Source organism: Luteolibacter sp. AS25 (assembly GCF_046736275.1).
Lineage (GTDB): Bacteria > Verrucomicrobiota > Verrucomicrobiia > Verrucomicrobiales > Akkermansiaceae > Luteolibacter.
In genome coordinates this window covers 3224197-3250532 of sequence record NZ_CP151837.1, presented here as the reverse complement: position 1 = coordinate 3250532, position 26336 = coordinate 3224197, and the positions used below count along the sequence as shown (strand labels likewise).

Sequence of the window (26336 nt, the reverse complement as noted above, 5' to 3'; positions counted from 1 at the left end):
TTGATCCCCCAATCTAATGAAACACCCCCTTTCAACTATAATTCTCAGCACGTGCCTCGCATTGGCTACCTTCGTGCAAGGAGAGTCGAAAAAGCCGGTATACAGGGATGCTGAAACGCACGTTCAAATTGCCAAAAAGCTTAAGGTAAGCAATAGCCACAACCCGATGAAAACTCTTCTTCCTTCCGAAGGAGAAGACCCATCCGTAAAGAATAGGCCTCAGGATATTATCTCATCCTCGGATGTACTTTCCTTCGGCGGATTGACAACGCTCGTGCCGAAGAAGGCGATCATGCGGATTCCCGAAATCTATGCGGACCGTATAAATAATCATGTGCCGGGCAACCGGATCGTGGGATGGTTCGAGTTCTATAGGCTGAATCGGGCGTGGATCACACCTGTGGAGGTCTCCCGGATTCAGGCTGAAGGGAAGGAGCCCATCGCTGAGGAAGTGTCGGAAAACCTCAAGAAAAACCAAAATCTGATCATTGCCACTTACTCCGCCAGCCCCATCTCGCTACTGGAGCTAAAGGTGCAGGAGGAAGAAACCCCCGAAAGCACAGAACCATGAGCCATATCACCAATAAACGTATCTGTTCAGTACTACTGGCGATAACATCTACTGCTCTGGCCCAGAACTCCGGAGATAATTTTCAAAACTTTGTCCGTCAGGTTCAACTTCCATATGATGGATCGGAAGGCACTGTCTGGAATGTGGAGGTAGAGGCTTCCGGTCAGGATTCTTCCCCGCTGGAAATCAACCCCGGGGGTGCGCGCTTCGAGCTTCATACTGTGCGTTCGGATCCCTTCGAAGGCTTTCTTTTGGATACCAAATACGTTAGCGCCTACACGCCCGTGGCAGAGGTTGCGATCCGAACGGAGGACCCCTATGAAACCGTACCGAGGACTCGGGCGGACAGGCCGTTCAACGTGGAAATCACCATGTATGGTCTGCTTGATGGCGAAGATGACCCTGACGCTTCCAAAAAGGTAAAAGTTCTCCACCATGTTCAATCCTACGGTGTCGGCGGCGATGGATCCGGAGTGGATAGGACACAGGCGTCCCTTATCGGGCAGGGCTATATCGAGAATAACGGAGAATACACTTTGAGTTATCTCGTGAGCTCCATCCCTGGCTCAGATTTGAGCAAGATCCGTGGCGAAGAGAGATTTTCAGTATATTCAATCGAAGACTACCAGTCCCCCGAGTCGCATCTTGATTCCTTGTTTGTTCAGATCTGGCCAGTCGCAGATGGAACGATTTCCGGAATCACCGATGGGCAAACCATCAAATTCAGCGCGCCTACGATTACGATAGCGGTAAACGATATTTATCCGGACTCCCAAGTTTACATCCAGGCATACGCGGGGGATGAGGAGTTGGGCACAGAAGGTGTTGTTCTTCCCGGATCTGCGATCATCGTCAATGAATCCGTCCCCCAGAACCGAACAATCACGGTCGACGGTTGGGATGACGTGATTACGGGGGATGGCACATGGACCATCGAGCTGTTAACATCCACGCCGTTCGGGATTGATCGTCTTGATTATGTCTCCTTTACTGTAGACCGGACCATCTCTGTCAACGGCTCGGTTACCACAATTGATTAGGCTTAATTTTCACCAACTCTTTTCCTTAATTCATCCCTGAAATTATCATTTCTGTAAATCAGCGAGAAGCGGGCTTTTCTGTCCTTTCTCAAGCGGTCTTCCACTTCCGTCCAAGCAATTAACAGGAGCACCCCCCTAATAGGTTCCTTATGAAACGACTGAGTCATAGTCACAAACCCGTCGTCGACAGTCTTCTGCTGTTGGTTCGGCCGAAATGTACCGTATTCGGTGGTCAGATTCGTCCGAAGTTTCTCAAACCTCTCTTCCATCTCCAGGGCCGTAGCTCCGGGATCAGTGTAGTGGACGGTCATCTCGAAGAGTCCTCCATTGAGGAACTTCCCCTCGACGGCGGAAGAGAAGGAGCCGGGCAAATTTCCACTTCTGGCCTTTACCGTTACCACCCGCAGGGACGGTTGATCGCCGGGAGAAAAAATATTAAGATCCAGCGAATGTTTGCTGGACCAGGAGATCAGCTTCTCAGGGGTGTCTCCCCAACGCAATCCGAAGGGAGGCTGAATGATCACTTGCGCGGGAAGTGGCGCAAGGCCAAGCCACAGGCCGATAAAAGTCAGGAAAACAACGTATCTGAATTTATCGATGCATCCGGGGAGTCTCACGCGACTACCTTTTCCCGAGCTTCTCTTTTCCGCAAGCAACGATCACTTGTAGGATCGGGTTTCGCGCTGGTCGAGGCCACTCTGGCGATGTCGATTCTCAGTATTGTAGGCCTCCTTTTGCTGAAACTATCGCTAAACGTTGTATTTCCCAGGCAGTATGCGCTCCAGCAGGTCCTCACGGATTCCTACCTGACGTATGAGCGTGCGTATGCGCAACGGATGCCTTTCGAGGACATTCTTGCCGATGATTCCCCATGGCCACTCTATCCGGATACCGCCACGGAAACTGTGGAGATAGGCACCCTACCGGGCGGTGTGGCGGTAACGGGAGAGATCACGAGAACCAGGATGGCCGATTCGAACAATTATCCGGTCGATGGGGGAACCGGGACGTCAGCGTCAAACCCCGCGGCTATGAAGATCTGGGTGACCCAGAGCATCCTACGCTACTCCATCGCACAACGGACCTACGTGAAGTCCAGAACCGTGGTCCGCTCGCAATGAAAGGTTACAAAAAAGCGATTCGAAAGGGCTTTACCCTACTGGAGCTCACCCTTGCCATGGCTGTCGGCGTGACAATCGGCAGTATTCTGCTCGCAATGCTAAATCAGCAGATCGCGTTCGTAAGAATTTTCCAGGCGCAGAGCTTCATCAACGAAGAGGCGCCTATTATTAGTGCGAACGTGTCGAAGCTTGTTTCACAAGCGGATAGGTTCCGCCTACATTCGTCTCTTGCGGAGGCACTGAGCGGAAATAACCCGAGTCTCACTGATTCTCCTGTTCTCGTCCTGAATTTTCGCCTCCCGGATGGAACTGTTCGTGCGGGGATACTCTCCTTCGAAGATGTTGGGGCCGGGTCTGCTCTCTATTATTACGTCGTCCCGGAGTCCGGCGTTCTTGCTGATCCGCAATGGGCGATTTCCACGAGACCCACAGATGTCTCCTTCTTTGTCGAAAATGGAATTCTGAGAACAAAAATAACCGGCCCGGCTGGAGAAGAGCTTTTCTTTTCCGGCTCCATGGAATGATCCCCCCTACCAATGAAAATTAGTTTTAAAAGAAAGTATCCAGCAGGATGGACCACCCTGATCGGAGTGCTGACTATATCCATCTTCATGCTGACCTTCATGATCTTCGCTTATGAGCGGGCGATGAATGTCCATGAGGCACAGTCCAACTCGATGGCCCGCACGGATTATCGGGAGAAAGACGAGGCGGTTCTCCGCGCGATCGTTGCACTTACTCCGAACGCTGCGATCGGAGCGATGGGCGACGGCTCGAGTAGTGAGTCACGGCACGCAAGGAATGCCTTCTCCATGCGCAACATATATGATGGCGCTCTGGAAATTTCGAACTCAAGACAATCTGTGGATTCAACACTTTTGGAGAGTATCGGAGGGGCGGATGCAATTGTGGCAAATGCTACTGACTCCAACCTCAGCTCAATCGGAAGGATGTTCAGTTCGAAATTTACGAACACCGGTATGGCAACGGCCGGCTTGAACCGGAATTTTGAAAGTGCCTTTCCGGATTCGGATTTCCCGCCCCCTCTCAATTCAGACAATGCACTCGCAAGCGACGATCTCTACCCGCTGATCACCTCCGAAAAATATTATGGAAGTCTGGCCAGCGGAAAAGTCGGTTTGCCTGTCGCCGATTACCCCCAATTTAATCTCATTCCTTATCCTAATATCAATTTCGGTTACGTAACCCCCGGGACTGATTTTGTAGCAAAGCGGAACTGGTGGGCATTCAAAATGGATCTCTCGGGGAATGATGAAAGCCAAACAGGAATTTCAGCTTATCAACGGGAGTTCGTCTTATCGATATATGAGATCCCCTCCCAGCTCCCCATTTCAGCGAGTTCCTTTATGGCATTAGGACAGCACGCGAATGGAGATGAATGGCAGAATGTTACGATTGCCGGTAATATTTTTGCCGGGAAAGCTCAGGTCGAAGGTGATCTGGAGCTAGGGACCCTCGCTACCAGGCGGGGAACCGAGCTCTCCAATAGCTCTACCATCAGCGGTCAGAATTTCGGAAGTAGCCCGTTTGCTCCCGGAATAAGGGAGAATTACCGACTCACGGAAGGTGAGTTTTTCCCGATTTCCCAAGCATCCGAGAGCGGAAAAGCGGCGTTTATACCCATCAATAGAGGAGCTGGATTCTTTGACCGCTATGCGCACATAACGGAGTCAGCTACTCTATCCCCAACCACTTGGAACGATTATTCGGTGGGAGCTCTCCAGTGTGCGATGACTCTGGATATCAAGGAATGTGTAAGCGCTTCCGATTCCACGCCAACGGAACTCGAATTCACTTATCTCAAGAATGGTATTCGTGAAAGTGAAACCGTTGGCCTGGAGTCCGGTGTAGCCACCGATATCTGGGGCGGTTTCACGCAGGTGGCCCGTGAGCATGAGTCCCACACCTTCAATGAGGCCGTAGACGTAGCCTATGGAGCAAATGGTAAATACTATTTCATGTCCTCGGTCACCGGGACCATTCTCTTTGATAATACGGTGTTTGGAGATCCCATTCCAGGAACATTCAAATACGGATACTGGCGTCCGGTCTCACCGTTTGAAATGAAATATCTTCCATCCGGCCAAAAGTGCATCGCGATCTATCCGGAAAGGCTAAAGGAACTGCTGGAGTCGCTGGGAGCCGATGACCTCAGCATAAACAATTCTATTGCGATCAATGTCGACTATACGAATAGCACAAATCTGATAGAACCTTCCATCCCGTGTACTGACAACGACTACGGTGTGATTCTTCAGGAATGCGCGGACCTGACTGACTTCACTAAGGGCTTCTCATTGGTCACAAACCTTCGCCTATACATCGGGGATGACTTCAACGTCGTCGAGGCTACGCCTCCTACCGGGTATGTCCCGCCCTCCGGCAGCTTTTATCCCCCGTGCTCCCTGTTCTCTCCAGAGAAGCGCTACGGTGTCGAATACGATCCATTCTCAGTGGAGCTATCGGGACAGGTAGGATCAGTGGCTATGGAAGATGCTGAAACTCCAGTGCGTCCACTTGATGCCACCGGCGTTACCGGCACGGAAATGACTGCTAATAGGATATCTATCAATCTCTCGCAAATAAGTCATCCTGCTGAACTTCCGCCAATCACAATGATGAATTGGTTGGTTGTCCTTGAGGAGATGCGCAAGGAGTTCGAGTAACCACCTAGAAGGAAGGTGGTACATGAGGACGGGATCGAACCGCCGACCGACCCGGTGTAAACGGGTTGCTCTACCGCTGAGCTACTCATGCGCTGGTGGACCGAATTGGTATCCGCCCAAGCCACCTAAGATCAAGTCCTTATTTCATCTGGAATGCATTTTATTGAAATTTTCCCGCTATTATCTATTTCTCGGGAGCCTCAGCTCCCTTTCTCTATGGCTTTATTCTTGTTAAATCGAAGTCATGCAAAGTAGCTTTGACCTGTGGCAGACTCCCCATCCACTACTGAAACCACGCGCTTCGTTTGTGAAGGTTGCGGGACTGCGCTGATAGTCCAGGGTTCGAATGCAGGTCTCAGCGGACCATGTCCGAAGTGCAACATGTGGATTGATTCATCCGCGTTCCGGGAAGTTCCTTCAGGATATATGGCCCTGAACGCGAATATTCCATCCCAGAGGCGCAAGACTTCGGACAAGCCAATCCGGAAGGGTAGACTGTCCGCCGATGGCTTTTTGGATCACGATTACAATGAAAAGCGGGAGCTGCATGGCACGTTGAAAATTTTGGCCATCACCCTCGCTGTAGTGGCTGTGATTCTATTCGTCACTGTTTACATGAATCAGTGGATGGCGAAATAGTTCCCGAAGGAATCTTGATCCATTGTGAATGGGGGTGCTGAAACCAAATTTTGCGGTGATTAAGTCCTTGTTTACCCTTCATGGATTTCAGACCCTAACGGAGTCATATGTCAGAGATCCCAAAGGAGCCGGAAAAAGCCCAAACCCAAGTCGGCAGCGAACAGGAATACAACGCAGGACAGATCGATAAACTCGAAGGCCTTGATGCGGTACGCAAGCGCCCTGGGATGTATATCGGAGATCCTGATGAAAGAGGCCTCCACCACTGCGTTTTCGAGGTGTTGGATAACTCCATTGATGAGCACCTTGCCGGCTATTGCTCGAAAATCAAAATCGCCATCCACATAGATGGCTCCATCTCTGTTTCTGACAATGGCCGCGGAATCCCGGTGGATATGCACCCTAAATTCGGCATGCCGGCCGTGGAGTTGGTACTTACAAATCTACACGCCGGCGGTAAATTCGGGCAGGGCGCCTATAAATACTCGGGTGGTCTTCACGGCGTTGGCGCGAAGTGCGTTAACGCACTCTCCGATTGGTTCCGGGCTGATATCACCCGCGGTGGCCATGTGCACCGCATCGCCTTCGAGCGCGGTAAGACCACTGAGCAACTCCATATCGTAGGAGATGCCGATCCGAAGAAATCCGGAACCGCCATCACCTTCTTCCCGGACGCAACCATCTTTGTTGATACTATTGAATTCCAATTCGATCGTCTCGCTAGCCGCCTCCGTGAGTTGGCCTTCCTTAACCCCGGTCTCACCATCGAGCTCGAGGATGAGCGACCGGAATCTGCGAAAAAGACCACTTTCTTTTATCAGGACGGGATCGTGGAATTCGTCGCCCAGCTCTGTGAAAACAAAAATGTAGTTCACGAATCTCCTGTCGTTATTGATGGCAAGCGCGAGATCGATCTTGATTACGATGGCAAGCAGACGAAGGAGGATGTCTTTGCGGATGTCGTTTTCCAATACAATGATTCATACAAGGATCAGATTCTCTGCTTCGCAAATAGCATTCCCAACGCCGACGGCGGCACCCACCTTACCGGTTTCCGCACAGCGCTCACACGGGCGATCAACGCCTACGCGAAAACCAACAAAATCCTCAAGGACAAGGATCCTGCGCTCTCCGGTGACGATGTTCGAGAAGGTCTCGTTTGTGTTATTTCCGTGAAAATGCCGAGTCCGCGCTTTTCCTCACAAACCAAGGGCAAGCTCGTCAACTCTGAGATCGAAGGCGTGGTATCCTCCATCGTCTACGAAGGTTTAAATACTTATTTCGAGGAAAACCCGGCTTTAGCCCGTAAGATCATCGAGAAATCCGTTAATGCTGCCCGAGCGCGCGAAGCCGCACGCAAAGCCCGCGAAACTGTCCGTAAATCCGCACTTTCCGGCGGTGGTCTTCCAGGAAAACTCGCGGATTGCTCAGAGCGCGATCCTTCGAAGTCCGAACTCTACATTGTGGAGGGCGACTCCGCCGGTGGCTCTGCCAAACAAGGCAGGGATCGTAGAACGCAGGCGATCCTCCCGCTCCGCGGAAAAGTGATCAACGTCGAGAAGGCCCGTCTTCACAGGGCCCTTCAGAACAAAGAGATCCAGTCCATGATCACCGCGATCGGAGCAGGTATTGGTGAAGGGGATCAGGACGGCGCATTCAACATCGAGAAGGTCCGCTACCACAAGATTGTCATCATGACCGATGCCGACGTGGACGGCTCCCACATCCGCACCCTTCTCCTGACGTTCTTCTGTCGACACATGCCAGAGCTCGTGAAAAAAGGTTTCCTCTATATCGCGCAACCTCCGCTTTACCTTGTTACCCGGAAGAAACGCTCGGAATACGTTCAGGATGATCAGGAGCTCAACGCAATCCTCATCGAGCTCGGTGCAGGTGAAGTGAAACTACAGACATTCGATAAATCCCGCGACTATGATGCGGACGAGCTGAAATCGATCCTCGAATCTCTCTCCTCTCTCTCACGTTTCCAGAGGTCCATCCAAGGAAACGGCGGTAATTTCGAAGAATTTCTCGCAGCCCGACCGGAGAGCGGAAAGCTTCCGGGTTATATGGTTCGTATCCGCGAGGGAAACAACGAATCCGTCAGCTACTTCACAGACGAGACCACCCTGTCCATCTTCGCTTCCGCGAACCGCGATTTGGCTCTCTTCGATGAGCAGCTGAGCGAGGAGGAAATCGCAAATCTCACTGGCCCTTCGCGTCGCGCTGTTCTCCATGAGCTGCACGAATCCCACGCGATCCAGAAGATTTTCGCTCGTCTCGAGGAACTCGGAGTCGATACCAAAAAGTTCTACTCAATGGACGAGCCGATCTTCGAGCTTATCGAAGGAGAGGGCGACAAGGCATTGGCTACCCCGATCTTCGCGGTATCCGAAATTCTCAGCAAGGTCCTCGAAATTTCCGCCAAAGGCGTTCAGATCAAGCGATTCAAAGGACTTGGGGAAATGAACGCGAAGCAGCTGTTTGCGACCACCATGGATCCTGAGACACGGCAATTCCTCCGTGTCCGCCTGGATGAAGATAATGCGGTGGAAGCCGATAAAATGTTCGACGTCCTCATGGGCGATGTTGTGGAGCCCCGCAAACGCTTCATCGAAGATAACGCACTCAACGTCCGCAACCTGGACGTTTAATCAACTTTTCTAGCCTTAGATCTCAATTTCAGTAATGAGTAACGATTCCATCAAACCCATCAACGTCGCCGACGAATTATCCCAGTCGTTCCTGGAATATTCGATGTCCGTCATCATTTCCCGGGCGCTTCCGGATGTTCGTGATGGCCTGAAACCTTCACAGCGCAGGGTTCTCTATGCCATGCGCCAGCTAGGCGTTACACCGACCAAATCCCACGTAAAGTGTGCGAAAATCGTCGGTGAAACCATGGGTAACTATCACCCCCACGGTGACTCCTCCATCTACTCCACGCTTGTAAACATGGGCCAGCCTTGGTCCATGCGGGAATTGATCGTCGATGCGCAGGGTAACTTCGGTTCCGTTGAAGGTGATGCCGCGGCCTCCATGCGTTACACCGAGGCTCGTCTCCATCCGCTCGGAATGGCGATGATGGATGACCTCGATAAGAACACGGTCGATTTCGTTCCCAACTACGACGGCACTCTCCAAGAGCCTTCCGTCATGCCTTCAGCGTTCCCGAATTTCCTCGTGAACGGTGGCACCGGTATTGCCGTTGGTATGGCTACCAACCTCGCGCCTCACAATTTGGGCGAAGTGATCGATGGTATTTGCGCTCAGATAAATAATCCACAGATCGACCTGGTAGGGCTGATGGAATACATCAAAGGCCCTGACTTTCCTGTAGCCTGTGAAATCCGCGGCATCCGCGGTATTGAGGATTACTTCCAGACAGGTCGCGGCTCCATGCGCCTCCGGGGTAAGGTGGAAATCGAGGAAAATGAGAATGGCAAATCCATGATCATCATCCGTGAGGTTCCATACGGCGTAAACCGCGCTGTCCTCCAGACCCGCATCGCGGAACTGGTGAATGAAAAAACGCTCACCGGAATTTCCGGAATGCGGGACCTTTCCGATGAGGAAACCCGCATCGAGATCGAGCTGAAACGCGATGCCCGCCCACAGGTGGTCGTCAACCAGCTCTTCAAACTCACCGCGCTTGAAACATCTTTCAGCGTCAACATGCTCGCGATTCACGAAAAGCGCCCGAAGCAGCTTTCTCTGAAAGAGGCGATCGATTGCTACATCGAGCACCGCCGCGAAGTTGTAATCCGCCGCACCCGCTACCTGCTTGGAAAAGCCGAGGAGCGCGCCGAACTACTGGAGGCTTATCTACTAGCTCTCGGCCACTTGGACGATTTTATCAAAATCATCCGTGATTCCAAAAACCGCGACGAAGCACGCCAACGTCTCGCCGCATATAAATTTTCCACCGCTACCGCAGAAGGCCTTGGTATTTTGCTTCGCTCCCAGGCAGCGATCCAAGGGGATGAGTATGTGTTCTCCGAGCGCCAGGTAAACGCGATTCTCGAGCTTCGCCTCTACCAGCTTACCGGTCTGGAGCGTGATAAGGTAAAGGGTGAATACGACGGTGTTCTCGTTGAAATTACCGACTACATGGACATTCTGGCTCGTGAAGAGCGCGTCCTGAACATCATCAAAGATGAACTTCAGGCAATCAAAGCGAAATACGCTTCTCCGCGGAAATGCCCGATTGTGGCAGCTGTAGGTGAAGTCGCGATGGAAGACCTCATCGCCAATGACGCGATGATCGTCACACTTTCCCACCGCGGTTATATCAAGCGCACTCCGGCCACCGAATACAGACTGCAAGGTCGTGGCGGAAAAGGCCTCAAGGGGATGGAAACGAAAGCGACCGCAAAGGACGTTGAAAATGACTTCGTTGAGCATCTCTTCTCCGTGCAGGCGCACGATTACCTCCTTTTCTTCACGAATACCGGACGTCTCTATGTTGAGCGCGTTTACGAATTACCGGAAGGTTCCCGAACCTCTGTCGGACGCAGCATCAAAAACGTCCTGGATCTCCAACCGGACGAAAAGATCGCCGCGATGCTTCGCCTTGAGCGCTCCGTCGATGATGATGGAAACGACGTCACCTTCCGTGAGGATGCCGGGTATGTCTTCTTTGCCACACGCACCGGCAAAGTGAAAAAAACAGCCCTCAATGATTTCCGCAACTACCGCAAGGCCGGGACCATTGCCATTATCCTAGAGGAAGGCAACGAGCTCATCGGCAGCGCACTCACCTCCGGTGATGACAATATCATCCTCGTTACCCATGAGGGAATCAGTCTCCGCTTCTCCGAGCAAGACACCCGTCCGCTTGGCCGCTCCTCGCAGGGCGTGATGGGTATCCGCCCTGTCGAAGGCGACTACGTGGTTGGCCTCGCGAAAGTTACCGAGGATTGCACTCTCCTCGTTGCCTCTGAAAACGGCCTCGGGAAGCGCACCGCCTTCGAGGAATACCGCACACAGTCACGTGGTGGAAAAGGAATCATCACCATGAAGGTTACCGAGAAGACCGGCCCACTCGTCGGTGCTCTCACCGTCACCGAAGATCACGAGCTAATGCTCATGACCTCCACCGGCCAGTCGATTCGTATTCGGGTATCCGAAGTTCGCACCACCGGCCGCAATGCCCAGGGTGTAAAACTTCTTACCTTGAAAACAGGTGAAAAGCTCCAGGATATCTCACTCGTCATTCCCGACGGAGAGGACGCGGAAGCAGATGATACTGCCGAAGTAGTGGATGTTGAATCCATTAGCGAAGAGAATATCGACTAGGTTGATCGTTTACTTTCGATCCATAGGCGGAAAGTTCCTACCGCTTCGTCTGGAAGCGCGGTGAACTTTTCTGCCATGGAAAGGATACGACGCCGGCGCGGAAAGATGAGGCAGGGCACCTAAACTCGGACTCGTCCCACTGCATATGGCGGAGCCCATCCTGCTGGTGCTAGGTGCGGATAATTGAATAACTTCTCTCCTTCGCTCCACACGGAGCCGGGCGAAACACGTCGCGAACTGTCTTGATCGAAATTTCTGACCTAAGGAAGACCGCGAGCTTTCTATAGAAAGAAAGCACTGAAGGAATCAATGTCCGTTGGTTCTCGGGTGTCCTAGATCTCAGTGAAACTCCAATCGCGTAGAAAAAAGCGGCTGAAGTGAAGCGTCAAATCGGCGAACCCGGCTTGGCGAAAGTTATCGCGGAAATCCACAGACTCTAGGCTGCGTCATGGCCGGTCATTATGATAAACCGCGGATGAGCCGGAAGGATAAACTCAGCCCCAAGCAACTTCGTCAGATCGATCACCGCGCAGAGCGGAGGAAGGTCCGTCAGAATTGGGATAGCTGAGCCATGAAAAAGATGGAGGACGTATTTGTCCTACAGCCAATTTCTTTTGAGGGATTCCGCTTTCTCGATCGCGCCCTCACCTACGATGGTTGTATGTCCCATCTTGCGCATGCCTTTAGCCCGGCGCTTTCCGTAGAGATGGAGCACGGCACCTTCAGTGGACAATAGGTCGGTCCAGTCCGGTGGCTCTGTTTCACTTTTCCAGAAATCTCCCAAAAGGTTCAGCATCACGCACGGTGAATTCAGCCTGGTGGAGCCAAGCGGTAGGCCAAGTGCGACGCGGAGCTGCTGCTCGAACTGGGAAGTAGCACAGGCATCCAGAGTGTGGTGACCCGAATTGTGCGGCCTTGGTGCCATTTCGTTTACGACCAGCGAGCCATCGTGATTTACGAAAAACTCCACGCCGATAATGCCTTGGTAATCAAGAGCTTCAGCGACCTGCTTTGCGATGGTTCGCGCGGCTTCGCTAGTTTCCCCGGAGACAGTCGCCGGAACGATGGAAACGTCCAGGATATGGTTGCGGTGCCTGTTTTCTGCAGGATCGTAGGTTTTCATAGCCCCGGAGGAGTCACGGACGACCATGACGGAGATTTCTTTCTCAAACGGAACCCAGGCTTCAAGGACAGCGCGTTGCTTTTCGAATTTTTCCCAGACCTCGGCCGGGTTTTCGCAGCCTTCGATTTTGAGCTGACCCTTGCCATCATAGCCGAAGGCGGCGGTTTTCAGAACGCCGGGGCCATTGAGCTCATTCATGGCAGCTTCGAGATCGGCCTCGGTCTCGATTACCCAGAAATTCGTGCAAGGGATATTGTTTTCCCTGAGGAAATTCTTCTCACGCTCGCGGTTTTGGCAGATTCCGATGGCGTGGGGAGAAGGGTAGAGACCGATCTTCTTTTTCACACCTTGCAGTGTCTCGAGCGGGATGTTTTCAAATTCCACCGTTGCCACCGTGGCGATCTTGCAAAACTGCTCCATTGCTTCCGCACTGTCGAAAGGCAGGTCGATTACCTCGTCGGCGACTTCCACCGCAGGTGCTTCCAGGCCTCCTGTCCATATTACGGAGCGCACGCCCATCCGCCGTGCGGCAAGAGCAAGCATACGTCCGAGTTGGCCGCCGCCGATGACACCGACGACTTGCTGCTTATCCAGGGGGAAAAATACCGAGGCTGACATTAGTTTTTTATTTAGTCCAATTCAGGCAGAACTGCCTTGGAGACTTTCTCAGTCTGTTTTTTGCGGAAATCAGAAAGCTTTTCCGCGAGCTTTTCATCAGTCACCGCAAGCATTGCCACGGCGAAGAGGCCTGCGTTGGTGGAGCCGGCTTTGCCGATGGCGAAAGTGGCTGTCGGGATTCCGGCTGGCATCTGGACTATGGATAGGAGCGAGTCCACTCCTTTCAAAACCTTGGATTCCACAGGGACGCCCAGCACCGGGATTTCCGTGAGTGCGGCTACCATCCCCGGCAAGTGAGCTGCGCCACCTGCGCCCGCGATGATGCACTTCAGTCCATTTCCCTTGGCTCCCTTTGCAAACTCCACCAGCCGCTCCGGTGTCCGGTGTGCGCTGACGACTTCCGCGTGATATTCCACACCAAAATCTTTCAGCACCCGTGCTGCGTGTTCCATTGTCGGCCAATCCGACGTGCTACCCATTATGATTCCTACACTCATGAGGGGGGGAGACTGCCTTTCACCGGCCTTCGCGTCAATATCAGGCTGCAATTGCCTTTTACTGAGACACGAGCGGCCCGGAAATCGGCGAAAATCTACATCAGTGCAGCAAACTGGAGTGGCTCGAGGGTGAGGACCTGGGCCGCGACAATGCTTTTTCCTGCCACGATATCGGTGAAGGTTTTACGCATGCCGAGCTGGCGGAGGCGGGTTGCGGAAAGGTCCTGGACCTCTTCCGAGAAATTGGCCAGGCACAAGACGCTCTGTCCGCCGTAGCTCCTGAAGTAGCCGAAGACGTGAGGGTTTTCCGTATCGATAAATTCTGTATGGGTCTCCTGAAATGCCTGATTGTGCTTCCGGATTTGGGAAAGCTTGAGGAAGCCGTTGAAGATGCGTCCCTCAATGGTTTCGGGATCTTTCCTGCGTTCTGCCTTTTCCCAGTCGAACGGAGGGCGGTGCATCCAGCGGTCGTCGCCGGCTTTTCCTATATCGTTCGGGTATTCATAATCGTTGGTGAGGCCTATTTCGTCTCCCAGATAGATCAGCGGAATGCCGCCCATGGTGAAAATGATTCCGTGGAGCAGCAGAATACGGCGGATGGCCATCTCGATCTGATACTCGTCATTCTCATAGATTCCTTTTTCGAGGCCGCAGAGGGAGGCGGTGGTTCCGCAAATCCGCGCATCGCCTGTCTGTGGATTGAACTGGAATCTTTTCCCGCGGGCAAAGCTGTCTCCCTCACCGGAGAAGAATGAATTGAGGAAACCGCGGTGATCGTGAGGGTTCACGTTGATTTCCCAAAGATCCCGGTCCTCGAAGCCCCAGCCAATGTCATCGTGGCAGCGCACATAGTTCACCCATGAGCAACCGTGTGGCAGCTGGAAACGCTTTGGAAGGCAGTGTGAAATAATCCGCGAGTCGCGTGTGGCGATGGAATTCCAAAGCTGAACCATCAGCGGTGGATTATAGGAAAGGTGGCATTCCTGCTCCGATACATATTTTTTGATCTCATCCGGTGCGACGATCGCCTCGGATTTGAAAATAAGGGCGGGCGCGGCGATGCGTGCGATGCAGTTGAAGGCCTGGATCAGAAGGTGGGCCTTCTCCAGGTTCTCGCAGGAGGTTCCTTTTTCCTTCCACAAAAACGGAACGGCATCCATGCGGACCATTTCCACCCCGGCATTAGCCAGGAAAAGCATCTCGCCAGCCATCGCGTTGAAGACATCCGGATTGGCGTAGTTCAGATCCCACTGGAAGTTATTGAACGTGGTCCAGATCCATTTACCCATGGATGTCCGGTAGGTGAAGGAACCGGGGTGCGCGTCCGGAAAAATCGGGCGGAGTGTTTGTTCGAATTGATCCGGCTCCGTGCGGTTCGGATACATCCGGTAATAGTTCTCAAATTCCGGATTCCCGCTCTGGGCTTCCTTGGCCCACTGGTGCTCATCGGAGGTGTGGTTGAAAACGAAATCGAGCACCAGGCTCATCCCTTGCTGGCGGGCTTCGCGGGCGAACTCGCTAAGATTCTCCATCGTGCCGATCTTCGGATCCAGCTCGCGATAGCTGCTGATTGCATATCCACCGTCGTCGTCACCTTCGGGGCTTTTAAATAGCGGCATCAGGTGAAGGTAGGTCACTCCCATCTCCTTGAGGTAGGAGACCTTGTCACGCAGCCCTTCCAGATCTTCGGAGAAAAGATCGACGTAGGTCATCGCTCCAACGAGTTGGTTGGATTGATACCAGTGGGGCTGGCCTTCGCGGATCGCATCAAGGCTTTTCAGATCGGCATCGCGTGCCAGCCAAGAGGTGGCAGCTGTCTGCAAGGTATGCTCCACATGGAAAAAGAAATCGTAACTGGGGCCATAGATCCTCCATAGAAGATCGAATAGCTGCGGAAAATGATCATCCAGTCTTGCCTGGAAGGCTTCCCACTCCGCGGTGCCCACTTCTTCAGGAAATGCTTTGTGAAGACGCGGCAGCAACCTTGCTAGCGTAAGTCTGGCTTCGCGGGCGGTGGGTGTGGATTCGTTGTAGGTAATCATGTAAAAACGGACAATCGGGGAAGCAATTCTGCGTGAACTATGTCGCAACGACTATGCCAACAAACCGCCCAAGCGCAATCGATCAATGGATTTGTAACAAAACCGCCCGCAAAGATGATAATCAGTGAACGAATTGCTCGCATAATCCCAATGAAGGGACATCTTTCCGGCTGTCCGGAAAATAAGAGTATACCACATGTCAGGCTCCCCAAATAAAGCAGCTCCAGCCAAAAGCCTGGGAACACCAGCGGCGACTTCACTGGTCGTGGCGAACATGATAGGCACCGGAGTTTTTATTTCCCTCGGTTTTCAGCTTCTTGATTTCAATTCCGCCCCCCCAATCATGTTCCTGTGGTTGGCCGGCGGGATCATTTCCCTCTGCGGTGCGCTTTCCTACGCCACTTTGGCCGGGTTACTGCCACGTTCGGGAGGAGAATACCATTTCCTCAGCCAGACATTTCATCCATCCCTGGGCTTCATGGCGGGTTTACTCTCCGCGATTGTCGGTTTCGCAGTCCCTACCGCGATCACCGCATTGGCCATGGGTGGATATCTATCGAAAGCCTGGCCGGAAATCCCAGCCCGTGGTGCGGCGGTAGCGGTTATTTTGATCGGTGGGCTAGCTCACGGTATCAGCGCCAGAACCAGCGGCCGGGTACAACTCTTCAGCACTTCCCTGAAGCTGCTTTTGATCTTTCTGTTTCTTGTTTCAGTGATTGTCCTGCCAGGGAAGGGGGATATTCGCTGGGAGGTGGATCTCGCCGAGGACTTGGCGCAGATCGGCAAGCCGGCGTTCGCGACGGCCATTTTCTTCGTTTTCTATGCCTACAGTGGCTGGAATGCTGCGGTCTACGGATTGGAGGAATGGAATGAGCCGGGAAAAACCGTCAGGCGCTCGCTGGTCGGAGGCACACTTCTTGTTACACTTCTATACATAGGTTTGAATGCCGCTTTCCTACTCGCAGCGCCCGTTGCTGAGCTCACCGGTCAGCAGGAGATCGCTCATGTGGCTGCTGCCTCCCTTTTCGGCGATCAGGCCGGTCGGATGGTTTCCGGATTATTTGCCATGGGGTTATTCGCTTCCGTGAGTGCGCTGCTATGGGCTGGTCCGCGTGTGTTGGCCACCATGGGGCGCGATGTCCATGCTCTGCGCTTTTTTGCATCAGGTGAGCGGGTGCCTCTCCGCTCATTGGGATTCCAGGTGGCCCTTGCGATCGCTCTGGTAATTGCCGGAGATTTCGAGGCACTGATCAACTACACCCAGACAGGTCTGGCCCTCTGCACATTTCTCGCCGTATTCGGGTTGTTTATCCTGAAATTAAGAGGAAAGAAAATTTCAGCTCTAGAACTCGTTCCTGCCTTGATTTTCGTAGCTTTCACAGGTTTCGTCATCATACGAATGTTTGTGGCTGAGCCGATTTCCGCGATCTCGGGTTTTGCCACAGCTATCATCTGCGCCCTTCTCTGGTTTCCTACACAATGGTCCTCAAAATGAAATACCTGCTATTCCTGGCTCCACTATTCCTCGCCACCTGCGCTCCACAACCCAAGCCAAGGGTTGATGCCGCTGGAAATCCGCTTCCCGAACCCTTCGTCATAGTCAGCGGTGAGGCCCGCCCGACCGATACGACCAGATTTCTAGCCGGCCGGCCGGTGGCAAGTGGTGCCAAGCTCTCCCGTCTCCAGGCAACCAGCCAGTATAAGGAATTTTCCCGGGTGAATCTCTGGCGCTGGAAAACATACGCTTCACCCCGCGTTTCAAAGCAGATCGCATGGCAGTCCCAGTACCTCAAGCCCCTGACCGGCACTCCAAGAACTGTTGTCTATCCGTTTGGCGGGCCGGACCTCCTCTACGCGATGGCGATGTTCCCGAATGCCTCGCGCTATGTCCTTCTCGGACTGGAGCCTGTCGGAAATCTACCTGATCTCGAATACACGGAACCAAGTGCCGTTCTCTCGGCCCTGGAAACCCACGCGAAATCCGTGTCCACCCAGTTGCTCCACGGCTACTTCATCACGAAGGACATGAAATCCGATCTCACAAACGGACCACTGCAGGGTGTAACACCCGTGCTGCTTACCTCGCTTGGACTCATGGATGCACAGGTAAACAGTGTGCAATCCTTCAGCGCCGGCGGAAATCCGGCCGTGGAAATCAATTTCACACTTCCCGGCCTCGGACGGAAAACCGCAATCTATGTTTCGGGAGATCTCTCCAATGGCGGGTTCAGCGGTGGTTACCAGAACTGGCTTTCCTCCGTGGGCTCCGGATCCGTGGCCTATTTCAAGGCAGCTTCCTACCTCATGCATGATTCTTCGTTCAGCTCTGCAAAGAACTGGGTGCTCTCGAACTGCAAAGCAGTGGTTCAGGATGACTCCGGTATCCCTTATGCCTCATTCGATCAGTCACAGTGGGAGATGAATCTCTTCGGTAGCTATTACCAGCCTATCGAGTTTTTCAGCAAGCACGCCCAGCCGGAGTTACGCGCCGCGTATCAGGCTGCCGGCCCGCGTCCTCCGCTCACATTCGGTTCCGGGTATGAGATGAAATCCTACGCTGCCAACCTAACAGTAGCGGTTAGAAGATAATGAAAACGCGGCGTGATTTCCTGAAGCTAGCCGGTCTTTCGACCGCATCCGGGCTTGCGGGATGCGCCGCCGATTCGTCTTCCGGAAGTTGGAGCAGCCAGGATCAGGATTATCTGAAAACTGCCATCGTACGGAACGGCACACTGGGCTGGGCCGCATGGCAGGAAGGGCGCATGGTTGTTTCGTCCAATCCGAATACACGCGGTACTGCTTACAGCATTACGAAATCCCTCGCCGCACTGGCTGCCACGAAAGCGGCCGATGACGGTTGGCTTTCCCCATCCGAGCTTGTTGCGGATACCATTTCCGAATGGCGTGGTGATTCAGGAAAAGGGAAAATCACCGTTCTCATGCTTCTTCAGCAAGTATCCGGGCTGGATGCTGGAGGCACGGCTCTTTACAGCAATCATCCGCGCGACAAGGGAAAGGCGGCTGTCTCGCTGAGCTGCGTGAATACTCCGGGAACAGTTTTCCGCTACGGTCCCGGCCATTGGGAAGCCCTTGCCGAGCTAATGCGCCGCAAACTCGTGGCCAGAAATGATACTTTGCAGGGTTTTATGACGAAATCTGTCATGAGTCCCTTACGGCTGAACACAGGGAACTGGAGGTCGGACAAACAGGATATCCCGTATTTCTCCACCGGCACCGAGCTCAGCTCCAGCGAGTTCGGCCGCCTCGGTGAGCTGATCTCCGATCTCCTTTCCGGGAAAAATTCAAACGGCTTCACCGCAGAAAAATTCGAGCGAATGACCCGAACCTCATCGGTGAATCCCATGTTCGGCGGTGGGCTGTGGCGGAATATTAATGCATCGAAGGCGAACGCGATGGAAATCGATGTGGAAGATCACCTGAACCGCCCCTTGCCATCCTCATTCTGGGCACGGGCATGTCTTTCCCGGAAGCAGCCCTCTGATTTCAATGCTCTCATCGGCTCCAGCGGCCGCAGAATCTACATCTGGCCAAGTGGTGGAAAAATGATCGCACGCCTTGGGCCGTCCCACAGCTGGAGCGATACCCGCTTTTTGTCAGGACTCTGAAATTCTTTCCCAATCCTCCGGCTCCAGACAGCACGGATCTGCTGTTACCCAGTGATCGGGTGAAATTTCCTTAAGGCCCAGATCCATCCCGATGGTCTCCTCATATCTGGGGTGGCTGATGCGGTGGCCGAAGGCACTACCGGCCGGCGGATCAATCGGAGAGGGAACGTCTCCCTCCAGAAGGATTTTTTCGCGCTTCACCTTCGGATTCGCCACTGGAACAGCGGAGAGCAATGCCTTTGTGTAGGCGTGTTTCGGATTTCGATAGATTGTTTCCGAGTCCGCCAATTCGACGATTTTGCCGAGATACATCACCGCAACCCGGTCGCTGATGTGTTTCACCACGGAAAGATCGTGGGCGATAAATAAATAGGAGAGATTGAACTCTTTCTGAAGATCCACCAGCAGGTTGAGGATCTGGCTTTGCACGGAAACATCCAGAGCGGAGACGGGCTCATCACATACCAGCCATTTTGGCTTCAACGCGAGCGCGCGGGCGATACCGATCCGCTGCCGCTGACCCCCGGAAAATTCAAATGAGTAGCGATCCGCCGAGGCGGCGGAAAGTCCGACGGTGTCGAGAAGCTCGTTCACCCATTTTTTCCGCTCGGCACGGTTTCCAAGTTTGTGGATACGGTAGGGCTCCTCAATGAGGGTGCGGACGCTCATGCGTGCGTCCAGCGACTCAGCCGGATCCTGAAAAATCATTTGGAAATCCCTGCGGAGAGGGCGTAGCGCCCGCTGGCCGATGTGGCTGATATCCCTTCCTTCGAATTCGATGGTCCCGGAAGTAGGTTCGATGAGACGCACAAGTGCTTTCCCCAACGTGGATTTTCCGCAACCCGATTCTCCGACCAAGCCGAGGGTTTGGCCGGCATTTAGTTCCAGAGAGATGCCATCCACCGCCTTCACAGCGGCAGTCTGGCGCAGAAGCAATCCGCTCCGCACAGGAAAATGGACGCGGAGATCATTGGCCCGCAGCAGTGGTTGATCACTCATAGATTGGAACATTCCTTACAGATTTCCAGCCAGTGGCCCGGCTGCACTTCTTTGAATTTGGGCCGCTCCCTTGTCACCGGTGAAGTTCTGCCCATGCGTTGGCAGAAGCGGCAACCATGTGTGTGATCGCCGAGGCCGGCCACGGTGCCGGGAATGGTGTTGAGCCTCGATTTCGGCGGGGTATCGAGGGTCGGGATCGAGTTGAGCAATGCCTTGGTGTAGGCGTGGAGCGGATTTTCGAAAAGCTCCTCCACAGGGGCGCTTTCCACCACACGGCCGGCATACATTACCACGACTTCATCGCAGGATTCTGCAATGACCCCTAGATCATGGGTGATCAACATTACCGACATGCCCATGTCTTTCTGGAAATTTCCCAGCAGATCCAGAATCTGCGCCTGCACGGTCACATCGAGCGCGGTCGTCGGTTCATCAGCGATGACAAGATCCGGCCGGCATGCGAGTGCCAGTGCGATGACCACGCGCTGGCGCATCCCGCCGGAAAGGTGGTGGGGATAATCCATCATGCGCTTTTCCGGTGCGGGAATCCTGAGCAGGCCGAGCATCTCGGTGGCCGCATCCCAGGCATCCTTTTTGCTCATCTTCTTATGAAGCCGGAAAACTTCCGCCACCTGCCTGCCCACGCGGTGCACCGGGTTGAGGGCGGACATCGGCTCCTGAAAAATAACTCCGATTTCCGCACCACGGACCTGCCGCATGCGTTTGTCCGAGGCATGAAGCAGGTCTTCTCCCTTGAAGTGTATTTCTCCTCCCAGAATTTTTCCCGAAGGCTGCGGAAGTAGCCGAACGATGGACATCGCGGTAACACTTTTTCCACAACCGGACTCGCCTACGACTCCCACGGTTTTCCCGTATGGAATTTTCAGCGAAACCTGATCGACCGCACGGAGCAGTCCATTTTCGGTTTCGAAAGAGGTGATCAGGCGATCAACCTCCAGAAGATATTTGTCACTCACTGCTCACCTCCTTCAATCGCTTCTTCCACGGGTTCGATAATTTCCACTTCTTCGTCGGGCTCGGGTGCCTGATCGGATGTAGGGTAGCGGTAGTCATCGAAAATTACGTTCACCTCATCGAAGGTTTCTCCGCTGCGTTTCGCTTCCATCGTTTCCTCTTTGATATCCTCATCGATCCAGTGGACGAAGGCCTCCAACGGCTCATAGACGATTGGCGGGCAGAATCTCGTTTCCTCGGAATCAGGCCAGCGCATCCAGCGCCAATTCCCTACCCGCACAAATTCAGCAGTGTAGGATGGGATGAAAATCGCCTCATCGTGGATAATATTCTGCAGTTTGATGGCCGCGCTGCGCAGCTCTTCCTCTGTCCGGGCGAAACGGACTTTTTCAGAAAGCAGATCCGTATCCTCCCGGCCCCAGGCAAAGAGATTGTTTGTCTGCATTTTCAGGTTTCCGCGCTCGTCCCTGGCATTGGAAGAGTGCAGGAACTGGTAGAAATCAGGAGTGGGCGGGCCTGTCACGTAGGCGCCGAAGGACATGTCATGCTGCTTCTGCATGACCTTCTTGTAGGAAACTGTGGCCTCCGAGGAATCCAGCCGAAGCTCAAACCCGCAGGACTTGGCCTCTTCCTTCAGGATCGCGAACATACGGTCGAGAATCGGAATCGCAGGATAGGTCACGGAAACAGAGAGTTTGGTTCCATCGCTGCGGCGGAGAATACCATCCCGACCCGTTTTCGTGAAACCCGCGTCCCGGAAGGCTTTACGAGCAGATGAAATGGAGAATTTTCGTGCCCGTATAGTCGGGTCGCTGAACAGAAGGTAGCCTTGGTTGAAGGCATCAAGCCGCTGGTAATCTCCGCGGAAAATGACATCGATTACCTTTTGCCAGTTCATCGAGTGCTGGATTCCCACACGGATATCGTGCTCGTTCAGCAGGGGGCGGGTGACGTTGATATAAAAACCGCGGGGAAGTGCGGGATACTGGTTGTAGAAGGTATAGCGCTCGATATAGCCATCGAAAACCGGCTTCATTTCTGATTTTTCATACCAATATTCCGGGCTGGTGATGTAGAAGAAATCCAGCTCCCCGGCGCGGAAAAGTTCGAACGCTTTCGACTCATCCCTCACAACCACGTGTCGGATTCGATCCGGATTGAAGCGGTATTTGTAGTATTTCTTATCCTTCGCCCACCAGTCCTTCACTCGTGTCTGGGTGACCGATACTCCCTTGATCACGTCCTCCTCGTTTACCTTGTAGGCACCCGTGGTCGGAGGGAATTTCCACTGGTAGCGTTCTGTGAAATCCGGGCCGTAATCCTTGTAGAAATGTGGTGGGGAAGGGGTGATCCCGCCTGCGGAGGCAGGTGCGTAGATTTGTGCCTCAGGCAATGAAATCGAAAGGGTGTGTTCATCGTAGGCTACCATCCCCGCGATATTCTCGCGGTAGTATTGCTTCGCATACGGATTCACGATGTCATCGGAAATCCTGATGTAGGATCCATAGAGGAAATCGCGGGCTTTTACCGGCACTCCATCGGAGTAGCGTGCTTCCTCATTGATCCTGAAGTAGACCGTGCGTCCGTCTTCGGAGGTCGCCCACTCCTCTGCCAGACCCGGGATCATTTCCATCGATTTCGGATGGAGCGCTACGAGTGGCAAATCGATTTCATCGTAGAGAGCGCTACGGAAGCTATTGTTCGAGTTGTCTCCGAAAGGGCGGAGTGTCGGCGGGAAAGAGCGCATATCGATGCTGAATGTGCCTCCCTTCTTAGCTCTCGGATCGCCTATTTCCTCCTGATCCATCCCATTTTCCCAGACAAGATTTTCAGGGATTTCGGAAACGTCCCCGAATCGGAAATAGTCGCCAAGACCGATGCGGAAATCGTATTTTTCCTCTTCACGTTTCAGCGCAATCAAATGGCGCTCGTATGCCTCTTTTTCTTCTCCTTCCGAGGAGGATATATCTTTTTCCGCCTGTGCAATTTCCTCCCGGGTGGCTTTCTGTTGCTCACCGAGCCATTTCGAGATGTAGGAATTATAGCGTGGGATGAAGTCATCGAAGCCCGATGTCCTTTTCACCACATCTTCCTCCCTCTCGCAGCCACCAAGGAGGAGCGCTGAGATCAGAATTGGGAAAAATCTATATAGGGGAAATCGCATCAACGGTAGTAACTGAATTTTTTCGGGTCAAAAGCCTCGCGCACGGCCTCGCCAATGAAGGTGATGAGCACCAGCAGGGCTACCAGCACGAAGAAGGTGGAGGATACCAGCCACGGGGCGGAGAGGTTGGACAGTCCATCGTTGAGCAGGCGGCCCCACGTCGCATTTTCCGGCGGCAGGCCGAAGCCCAGGTAGTCGAGAGAAGTAAGGGAAAAAATCAGGGAAGACATCGTGAACGGCACGAGGGTCACGATGATCGCAATCGTATTCGGCAGCAAATGACGGAAAATGATCCTTGGGGTGCCCGCTCCGAGAACCCGGGCTGCGGCTATGTAATCGCGTTCCTTGTCCCGATAAGCGGCGGTCCGCATGAGGGAAGTGATCCCCATCCAGCCGAAGATCATCAGAATAGCGAGGATCACCGGCAGGCCTTTGAACTGCTCCGGCACCTGACTTGAGAAAATGATCACGACAAAGAGGAAGGGCATGTTGGAAAATACCTCGATCAAGCGGTCGAATATGAGATCGAACCAACCTCCAAGATAGCCCATTAGCATGCCGAGGGTGATCCCGATGGCGTAGACAATGGGGAGGAAGATCAAGGCTGCTTTGAAATTGATCTGCAAACCACCGTAGAGATACGCCAGAACATCGTATCCCTGGGAGGTGGTTCCCAGGAAATTTCCCTCTTCCGGCATCGGCGGGGCCGGATGATATTTCACCGCGCGCAGCTCGCTACTCTCGATCGCCAGGAAATCCTCGGAATCACCCTCGCCGTTGAATTTTTCGCCGATTTTTTCGCCTTTGAGATACTCGGCGCTGTAGATTCTCTCTCCTTCCTCGTCCCAGCCATCGACCGCTCCGCTGAAGCGTCCTTTCCGTAGAGTATACCTGAGATGGAATTTCCCGTCCTCCATGTCGAAATATTTCACCGCCAGACCATAGTATGGTTTGTTGCTGCCGGATTCATAGTAGATGCCCTCGCGTTGGACCAGTTGCCGGGAACGTGGCTTCAGCGTGTCATCTGTAGCGCCGAAGGGGATCAGAGGCATGACTACTTTTCCCTTGGCTGAATCATCGCCTTTCCAGTCGAGTTTCAGCTTCCGGTAATTCACGGGCGCGTCCTTCCGCTCGCCAATGATTCCGAAATCAGATCCCTTGAACGGCTCGGGAGTGAAGGCAGGGAAACTCCACTTATTCTCGTATTTCACTGCAAGGGCTTCTTTTCCCACGATGACCTGATCGAGTGCGGCCAAACCGACCAAGCCCATTAAAATGATGAGGGAGTAATACCCACGCTTGATATCCTTGAAGCGCTTGATGCGCCGCATGGTCACAGGATTCGGCGGCCCGCCGGTGAATGAGCGGACGAGCAGCGATAATCCTCCGAAAACTAGGATCGCGGAGCTCAACCAGCCAAACCAAAGGAACGTTTCACCCCCGGGGAGTTTGTAATTCAAAAGGGTAACGTCCCTGCTGGTTTCGAAGAACCAGCGTGCAGTCGGGAAATCGATGCCACGCGCTTCGCCGAATCCGGCGAGGCACCCGAGAAGGAGCAGGAATAGTCCTATCGTGCGTTTGTTCATTTGAATTTAATCCGGGGGTCCACAAGAGCGACGATGAAGTCCGAGATGATATTCCCCAGAAGCATGAGAAATGCAGCAATCGTCAGCGTGCCCATCAGAACAGGGACATCGCGTGCGATCACCGCCTGATACTGCAGTAGGCCGAATCCCTGGATATCAAAGACCGTTTCCACCAAAATCGAGCCACTGATGAAAATGCCGATCAGGCTTCCCGCACTGGTGGCGACGGGAATCATCGAGTTTCTGAACGCATGGCCGAACACCGCCTTGCGGAAACCCACGCCCTTGGCGACAGCGGTCCGCACATAATCGGCTGAAAGCTGATCCATCAGATTGTTTTTCGTCAGCATCGTCAGCATGGCGAAGGAACCCACCAGGTAGCAGAGCAAAGGCAGGAATGTGTGATGGGCGAGATCGAAGATTTTCTCCCCCGGAGACATTTCCGGAAAATCCGGACTGGTGAAGCCAAAGAGCGGGAAAAGACTCATCCGGGCACCGAGGTAAACCAAAAGCAGAGCTCCAAGCGCAAATCCGGGAATCGAGTAGCCGATGAAAATCAGCACCGAGGTGAAACTATCGATAAATGTCCGGTGCTTCAGTGCTTTGAGAACACCCAGCGGAAGACTCACCGCGTAGGTGAAAAATGCAGTCAGCAATCCGAAATATGCCGCCACGGGGACCCGGTCCGCGATCATTGACCAGACCGGATCGTTGTAAACCGTTGAACGTCCGAGATCCCCCTGTAGAACTCCGCTGAACCTTGTTTTGAACGCAACCACACGCGGAGAGTATGATGGAAGGTTCGGATCGCCGGGATTTCGGCGTTTGAATCTATCCTGCCGGTCTGTTTCGCTCTCAAAGCGCAGGCTCCAGCCATCTGCTTCAATGTCTTCGCCGCTCTCTTTGAATTTCGCGGAGATAATCCCGTTTCCCTTCTTCTTCACCTTCACCAGTCTCCCATCGCCTTTCAGGACGAAACTGGCGGCATTTTCCGGATCAACCTCGCCACCACCGATGGTGGAATCATCCCGAGCACCGAATTCGCCTTTGGAAATTCTCACCTCGCGCGGGGCCGCTCCCAGCCATTGGAGGTAGGCAACAGGCATGGACTTATCCAGGCCGAACTGTTCCTCGAGTTCCTCCAACTGATCTTCGCTAAGTCCTCCGGATGCCTCGTTTGAGGCCCTTTTCCCTCCGCCGCTATCAGCATCTCCGGCCGCCTGCTGCAGCATTCTGTCCATCGGCCCACCAGGTACAAACCTCGTGATCCCGAAGACGAGAAAGGTGACCCCCAATAGGGTCGGTAACATTAACAACAGTCTTCGTAGGAAATAACTCTTCACACTTGGC

General features: G+C 53.5%; 20 protein-coding genes and 1 tRNA gene. 11 read left to right on the top strand and 10 right to left on the bottom strand.

The window, feature by feature from the left end; genetic code table 11:
* The first annotated feature begins 16 nt into the window (after positions 1-16).
* Complete coding sequence (locus tag AAGA79_RS14965) at positions 17-571, top strand: hypothetical protein (protein ID WP_411826622.1); 555 nt, start codon at positions 17-19, stop codon at positions 569-571.
* Positions 568-1611, top strand: coding sequence for a hypothetical protein (locus AAGA79_RS14960; protein WP_411826621.1), 1044 nt, complete (start codon positions 568-570; stop codon positions 1609-1611). Before AAGA79_RS14965 ends, AAGA79_RS14960 begins: the two co-directional genes overlap by 4 nt.
* A 2-nt stretch (positions 1612-1613) precedes the next feature.
* Here AAGA79_RS14960 and AAGA79_RS14955 read toward each other — a convergent pair whose 3' ends face one another.
* Entirely contained in the window at positions 1614-1982 is a 369-nt protein-coding gene (locus AAGA79_RS14955) for a hypothetical protein (protein WP_411826620.1), read from the bottom strand.
* A gap of 78 nt (positions 1983-2060) precedes the next feature.
* Here AAGA79_RS14955 and AAGA79_RS14950 point away from each other — a divergent pair, with 78 nt between their 5' ends.
* The 3 genes from AAGA79_RS14950 to AAGA79_RS14940 are packed head-to-tail and all read left to right on the top strand — an operon-like array spanning position 2061 to position 5419.
* Positions 2061-2732, top strand: coding sequence for a hypothetical protein (locus AAGA79_RS14950; RefSeq protein WP_411826619.1), 672 nt, complete (start codon positions 2061-2063; stop codon positions 2730-2732).
* Positions 2729-3256, top strand: a complete 528-nt coding sequence (locus tag AAGA79_RS14945) for a type II secretion system protein J (protein WP_411826618.1) — start codon at positions 2729-2731, stop codon at positions 3254-3256. The genes AAGA79_RS14950 and AAGA79_RS14945 overlap by 4 nt, the downstream gene beginning before the upstream one ends.
* Before the next feature lie 12 nt (positions 3257-3268).
* A complete protein-coding gene (locus tag AAGA79_RS14940; RefSeq protein WP_411826617.1) occupies positions 3269-5419 on the top strand; it encodes a hypothetical protein in 2151 nt (716 codons plus the stop codon).
* Between the two features lie 16 nt (positions 5420-5435).
* Here the strand turns inward: AAGA79_RS14940 and AAGA79_RS14935 are convergent.
* A tRNA-Val gene (locus AAGA79_RS14935) sits at positions 5436-5510 on the bottom strand.
* Positions 5511-5683: 173 nt separating this feature from the next.
* On the opposite strand from AAGA79_RS14935, the gene AAGA79_RS14930 reads away from it, so the two are divergent.
* The 3 genes from AAGA79_RS14930 (at position 5684) to gyrA (ending at position 11356) form a co-directional block, all read left to right on the top strand.
* Entirely contained in the window at positions 5684-6058 is a 375-nt protein-coding gene (locus AAGA79_RS14930; RefSeq protein ID WP_411826616.1) for a hypothetical protein, read from the top strand.
* 107 nt (positions 6059-6165) lie between these two features.
* Entirely contained in the window at positions 6166-8712 is a 2547-nt protein-coding gene (gyrB, locus tag AAGA79_RS14925) for a DNA topoisomerase (ATP-hydrolyzing) subunit B (protein ID WP_411826615.1), read from the top strand.
* A 34-nt stretch (positions 8713-8746) separates the two neighbouring features.
* On the top strand, positions 8747-11356 hold the full coding sequence (gene gyrA, locus AAGA79_RS14920) for a DNA gyrase subunit A (RefSeq protein WP_411826614.1): 2610 nt from the start codon (positions 8747-8749) through the stop codon (positions 11354-11356).
* 598 nt (positions 11357-11954) lie between these two features.
* Here gyrA and AAGA79_RS14915 read toward each other — a convergent pair.
* The 3 genes from AAGA79_RS14915 to AAGA79_RS14905 form a co-directional block, all read right to left on the bottom strand.
* Positions 11955-13097: a 5-(carboxyamino)imidazole ribonucleotide synthase gene (locus AAGA79_RS14915; RefSeq protein ID WP_411826613.1), complete on the bottom strand. Its 1143-nt coding sequence runs from the start codon at positions 13095-13097 to the stop codon at positions 11955-11957.
* Between the two features lie 11 nt (positions 13098-13108).
* Positions 13109-13594 carry a 5-(carboxyamino)imidazole ribonucleotide mutase gene (purE, locus tag AAGA79_RS14910; RefSeq protein ID WP_411826612.1) on the bottom strand — a complete coding sequence of 162 codons (486 nt, stop codon included), beginning with the start codon at positions 13592-13594 and terminating at the stop codon, positions 13109-13111.
* A gap of 95 nt (positions 13595-13689) precedes the next feature.
* A complete protein-coding gene (locus AAGA79_RS14905) occupies positions 13690-15636 on the bottom strand; it encodes an alpha-amylase family glycosyl hydrolase (RefSeq protein ID WP_411826611.1) in 1947 nt (648 codons plus the stop codon).
* Positions 15637-15832: 196 nt separating this feature from the next.
* Between AAGA79_RS14905 and AAGA79_RS14900 the strand changes: the two genes are divergently transcribed.
* Genes AAGA79_RS14900 through AAGA79_RS14890 form a run of 3 tightly spaced genes read left to right on the top strand, consistent with a single transcriptional unit; the run spans position 15833 to position 19262 of the window.
* The gene (locus AAGA79_RS14900; RefSeq protein WP_411826610.1) at positions 15833-17131 is read left to right on the top strand and encodes an APC family permease; all 1299 of its coding nucleotides are present in this window, start codon (positions 15833-15835) and stop codon (positions 17129-17131) included.
* On the top strand, positions 17128-18225 hold the full coding sequence (locus AAGA79_RS14895) for a hypothetical protein (protein ID WP_411826609.1): 1098 nt from the start codon (positions 17128-17130) through the stop codon (positions 18223-18225). Before AAGA79_RS14900 ends, AAGA79_RS14895 begins: the two co-directional genes overlap by 4 nt.
* A complete protein-coding gene (locus AAGA79_RS14890; RefSeq protein WP_411826608.1) occupies positions 18225-19262 on the top strand; it encodes a serine hydrolase in 1038 nt (345 codons plus the stop codon). The genes AAGA79_RS14895 and AAGA79_RS14890 overlap by 1 nt, the downstream gene beginning before the upstream one ends.
* Here AAGA79_RS14890 and AAGA79_RS14885 read toward each other — a convergent pair.
* Genes AAGA79_RS14885 through AAGA79_RS14865 form a run of 5 tightly spaced genes read right to left on the bottom strand, consistent with a single transcriptional unit; the run spans position 19251 to position 26296 of the window.
* On the bottom strand, positions 19251-20261 hold the full coding sequence (locus AAGA79_RS14885) for an ABC transporter ATP-binding protein (RefSeq protein ID WP_411826607.1): 1011 nt from the start codon (positions 20259-20261) through the stop codon (positions 19251-19253). The genes AAGA79_RS14890 and AAGA79_RS14885 overlap by 12 nt on opposite strands.
* Complete coding sequence (locus AAGA79_RS14880) at positions 20258-21238, bottom strand: ABC transporter ATP-binding protein (RefSeq protein WP_411826606.1); 981 nt, start codon at positions 21236-21238, stop codon at positions 20258-20260. Before AAGA79_RS14880 ends, AAGA79_RS14885 begins: the two co-directional genes overlap by 4 nt.
* Entirely contained in the window at positions 21235-23400 is a 2166-nt protein-coding gene (locus AAGA79_RS14875; RefSeq protein WP_411826605.1) for an ABC transporter substrate-binding protein, read from the bottom strand. The genes AAGA79_RS14880 and AAGA79_RS14875 overlap by 4 nt, the downstream gene beginning before the upstream one ends.
* Positions 23400-24986 (bottom strand): ABC transporter permease subunit, encoded by a 1587-nt coding sequence (locus tag AAGA79_RS14870; RefSeq protein WP_411826604.1) that lies wholly within the window; start codon positions 24984-24986, stop codon positions 23400-23402. Before AAGA79_RS14870 ends, AAGA79_RS14875 begins: the two co-directional genes overlap by 1 nt.
* A complete protein-coding gene (locus tag AAGA79_RS14865; protein ID WP_411826603.1) occupies positions 24983-26296 on the bottom strand; it encodes an ABC transporter permease subunit in 1314 nt (437 codons plus the stop codon). Before AAGA79_RS14865 ends, AAGA79_RS14870 begins: the two co-directional genes overlap by 4 nt.
* Between the last annotated feature and the right edge of the window lie 40 nt (positions 26297-26336).

Bases quoted from the DNA above. Each gene is read 5' to 3' on its own strand.
- AAGA79_RS14905 (WP_411826611.1), bottom strand. From the start codon at position 15,636: ATGATTACCTACAACGAATCCACACCCACCGCCCGCGAAGCCAGACTT.
- AAGA79_RS14960 (WP_411826621.1), top strand. From the start codon at position 568: ATGAGCCATATCACCAATAAACGTATCTGTTCAGTACTACTGGCGATA.
- AAGA79_RS14945 (WP_411826618.1), top strand. From the start codon at position 2,729: ATGAAAGGTTACAAAAAAGCGATTCGAAAGGGCTTTACCCTACTGGAG.
- AAGA79_RS14900 (WP_411826610.1), top strand. From the start codon at position 15,833: ATGTCAGGCTCCCCAAATAAAGCAGCTCCAGCCAAAAGCCTGGGAACA.
- AAGA79_RS14885 (WP_411826607.1), bottom strand. From the start codon at position 20,261: ATGAGTGATCAACCACTGCTGCGGGCCAATGATCTCCGCGTCCATTTT.
- AAGA79_RS14895 (WP_411826609.1), top strand. From the start codon at position 17,128: ATGAAATACCTGCTATTCCTGGCTCCACTATTCCTCGCCACCTGCGCT.
- gyrA (WP_411826614.1), top strand. From the start codon at position 8,747: ATGAGTAACGATTCCATCAAACCCATCAACGTCGCCGACGAATTATCC.
- gyrB (WP_411826615.1), top strand. From the start codon at position 6,166: ATGTCAGAGATCCCAAAGGAGCCGGAAAAAGCCCAAACCCAAGTCGGC.
- AAGA79_RS14870 (WP_411826604.1), bottom strand. From the start codon at position 24,986: ATGAACAAACGCACGATAGGACTATTCCTGCTCCTTCTCGGGTGCCTC.
- AAGA79_RS14890 (WP_411826608.1), top strand. From the start codon at position 18,225: ATGAAAACGCGGCGTGATTTCCTGAAGCTAGCCGGTCTTTCGACCGCA.
- AAGA79_RS14875 (WP_411826605.1), bottom strand. From the start codon at position 23,400: ATGCGATTTCCCCTATATAGATTTTTCCCAATTCTGATCTCAGCGCTC.
- AAGA79_RS14940 (WP_411826617.1), top strand. From the start codon at position 3,269: ATGAAAATTAGTTTTAAAAGAAAGTATCCAGCAGGATGGACCACCCTG.
- AAGA79_RS14950 (WP_411826619.1), top strand. From the start codon at position 2,061: ATGTTTGCTGGACCAGGAGATCAGCTTCTCAGGGGTGTCTCCCCAACG.
- purE (WP_411826612.1), bottom strand. From the start codon at position 13,594: ATGAGTGTAGGAATCATAATGGGTAGCACGTCGGATTGGCCGACAATG.
- AAGA79_RS14865 (WP_411826603.1), bottom strand. From the start codon at position 26,296: ATGTTACCGACCCTATTGGGGGTCACCTTTCTCGTCTTCGGGATCACG.
- AAGA79_RS14965 (WP_411826622.1), top strand. From the start codon at position 17: ATGAAACACCCCCTTTCAACTATAATTCTCAGCACGTGCCTCGCATTG.
- AAGA79_RS14915 (WP_411826613.1), bottom strand. From the start codon at position 13,097: ATGTCAGCCTCGGTATTTTTCCCCCTGGATAAGCAGCAAGTCGTCGGT.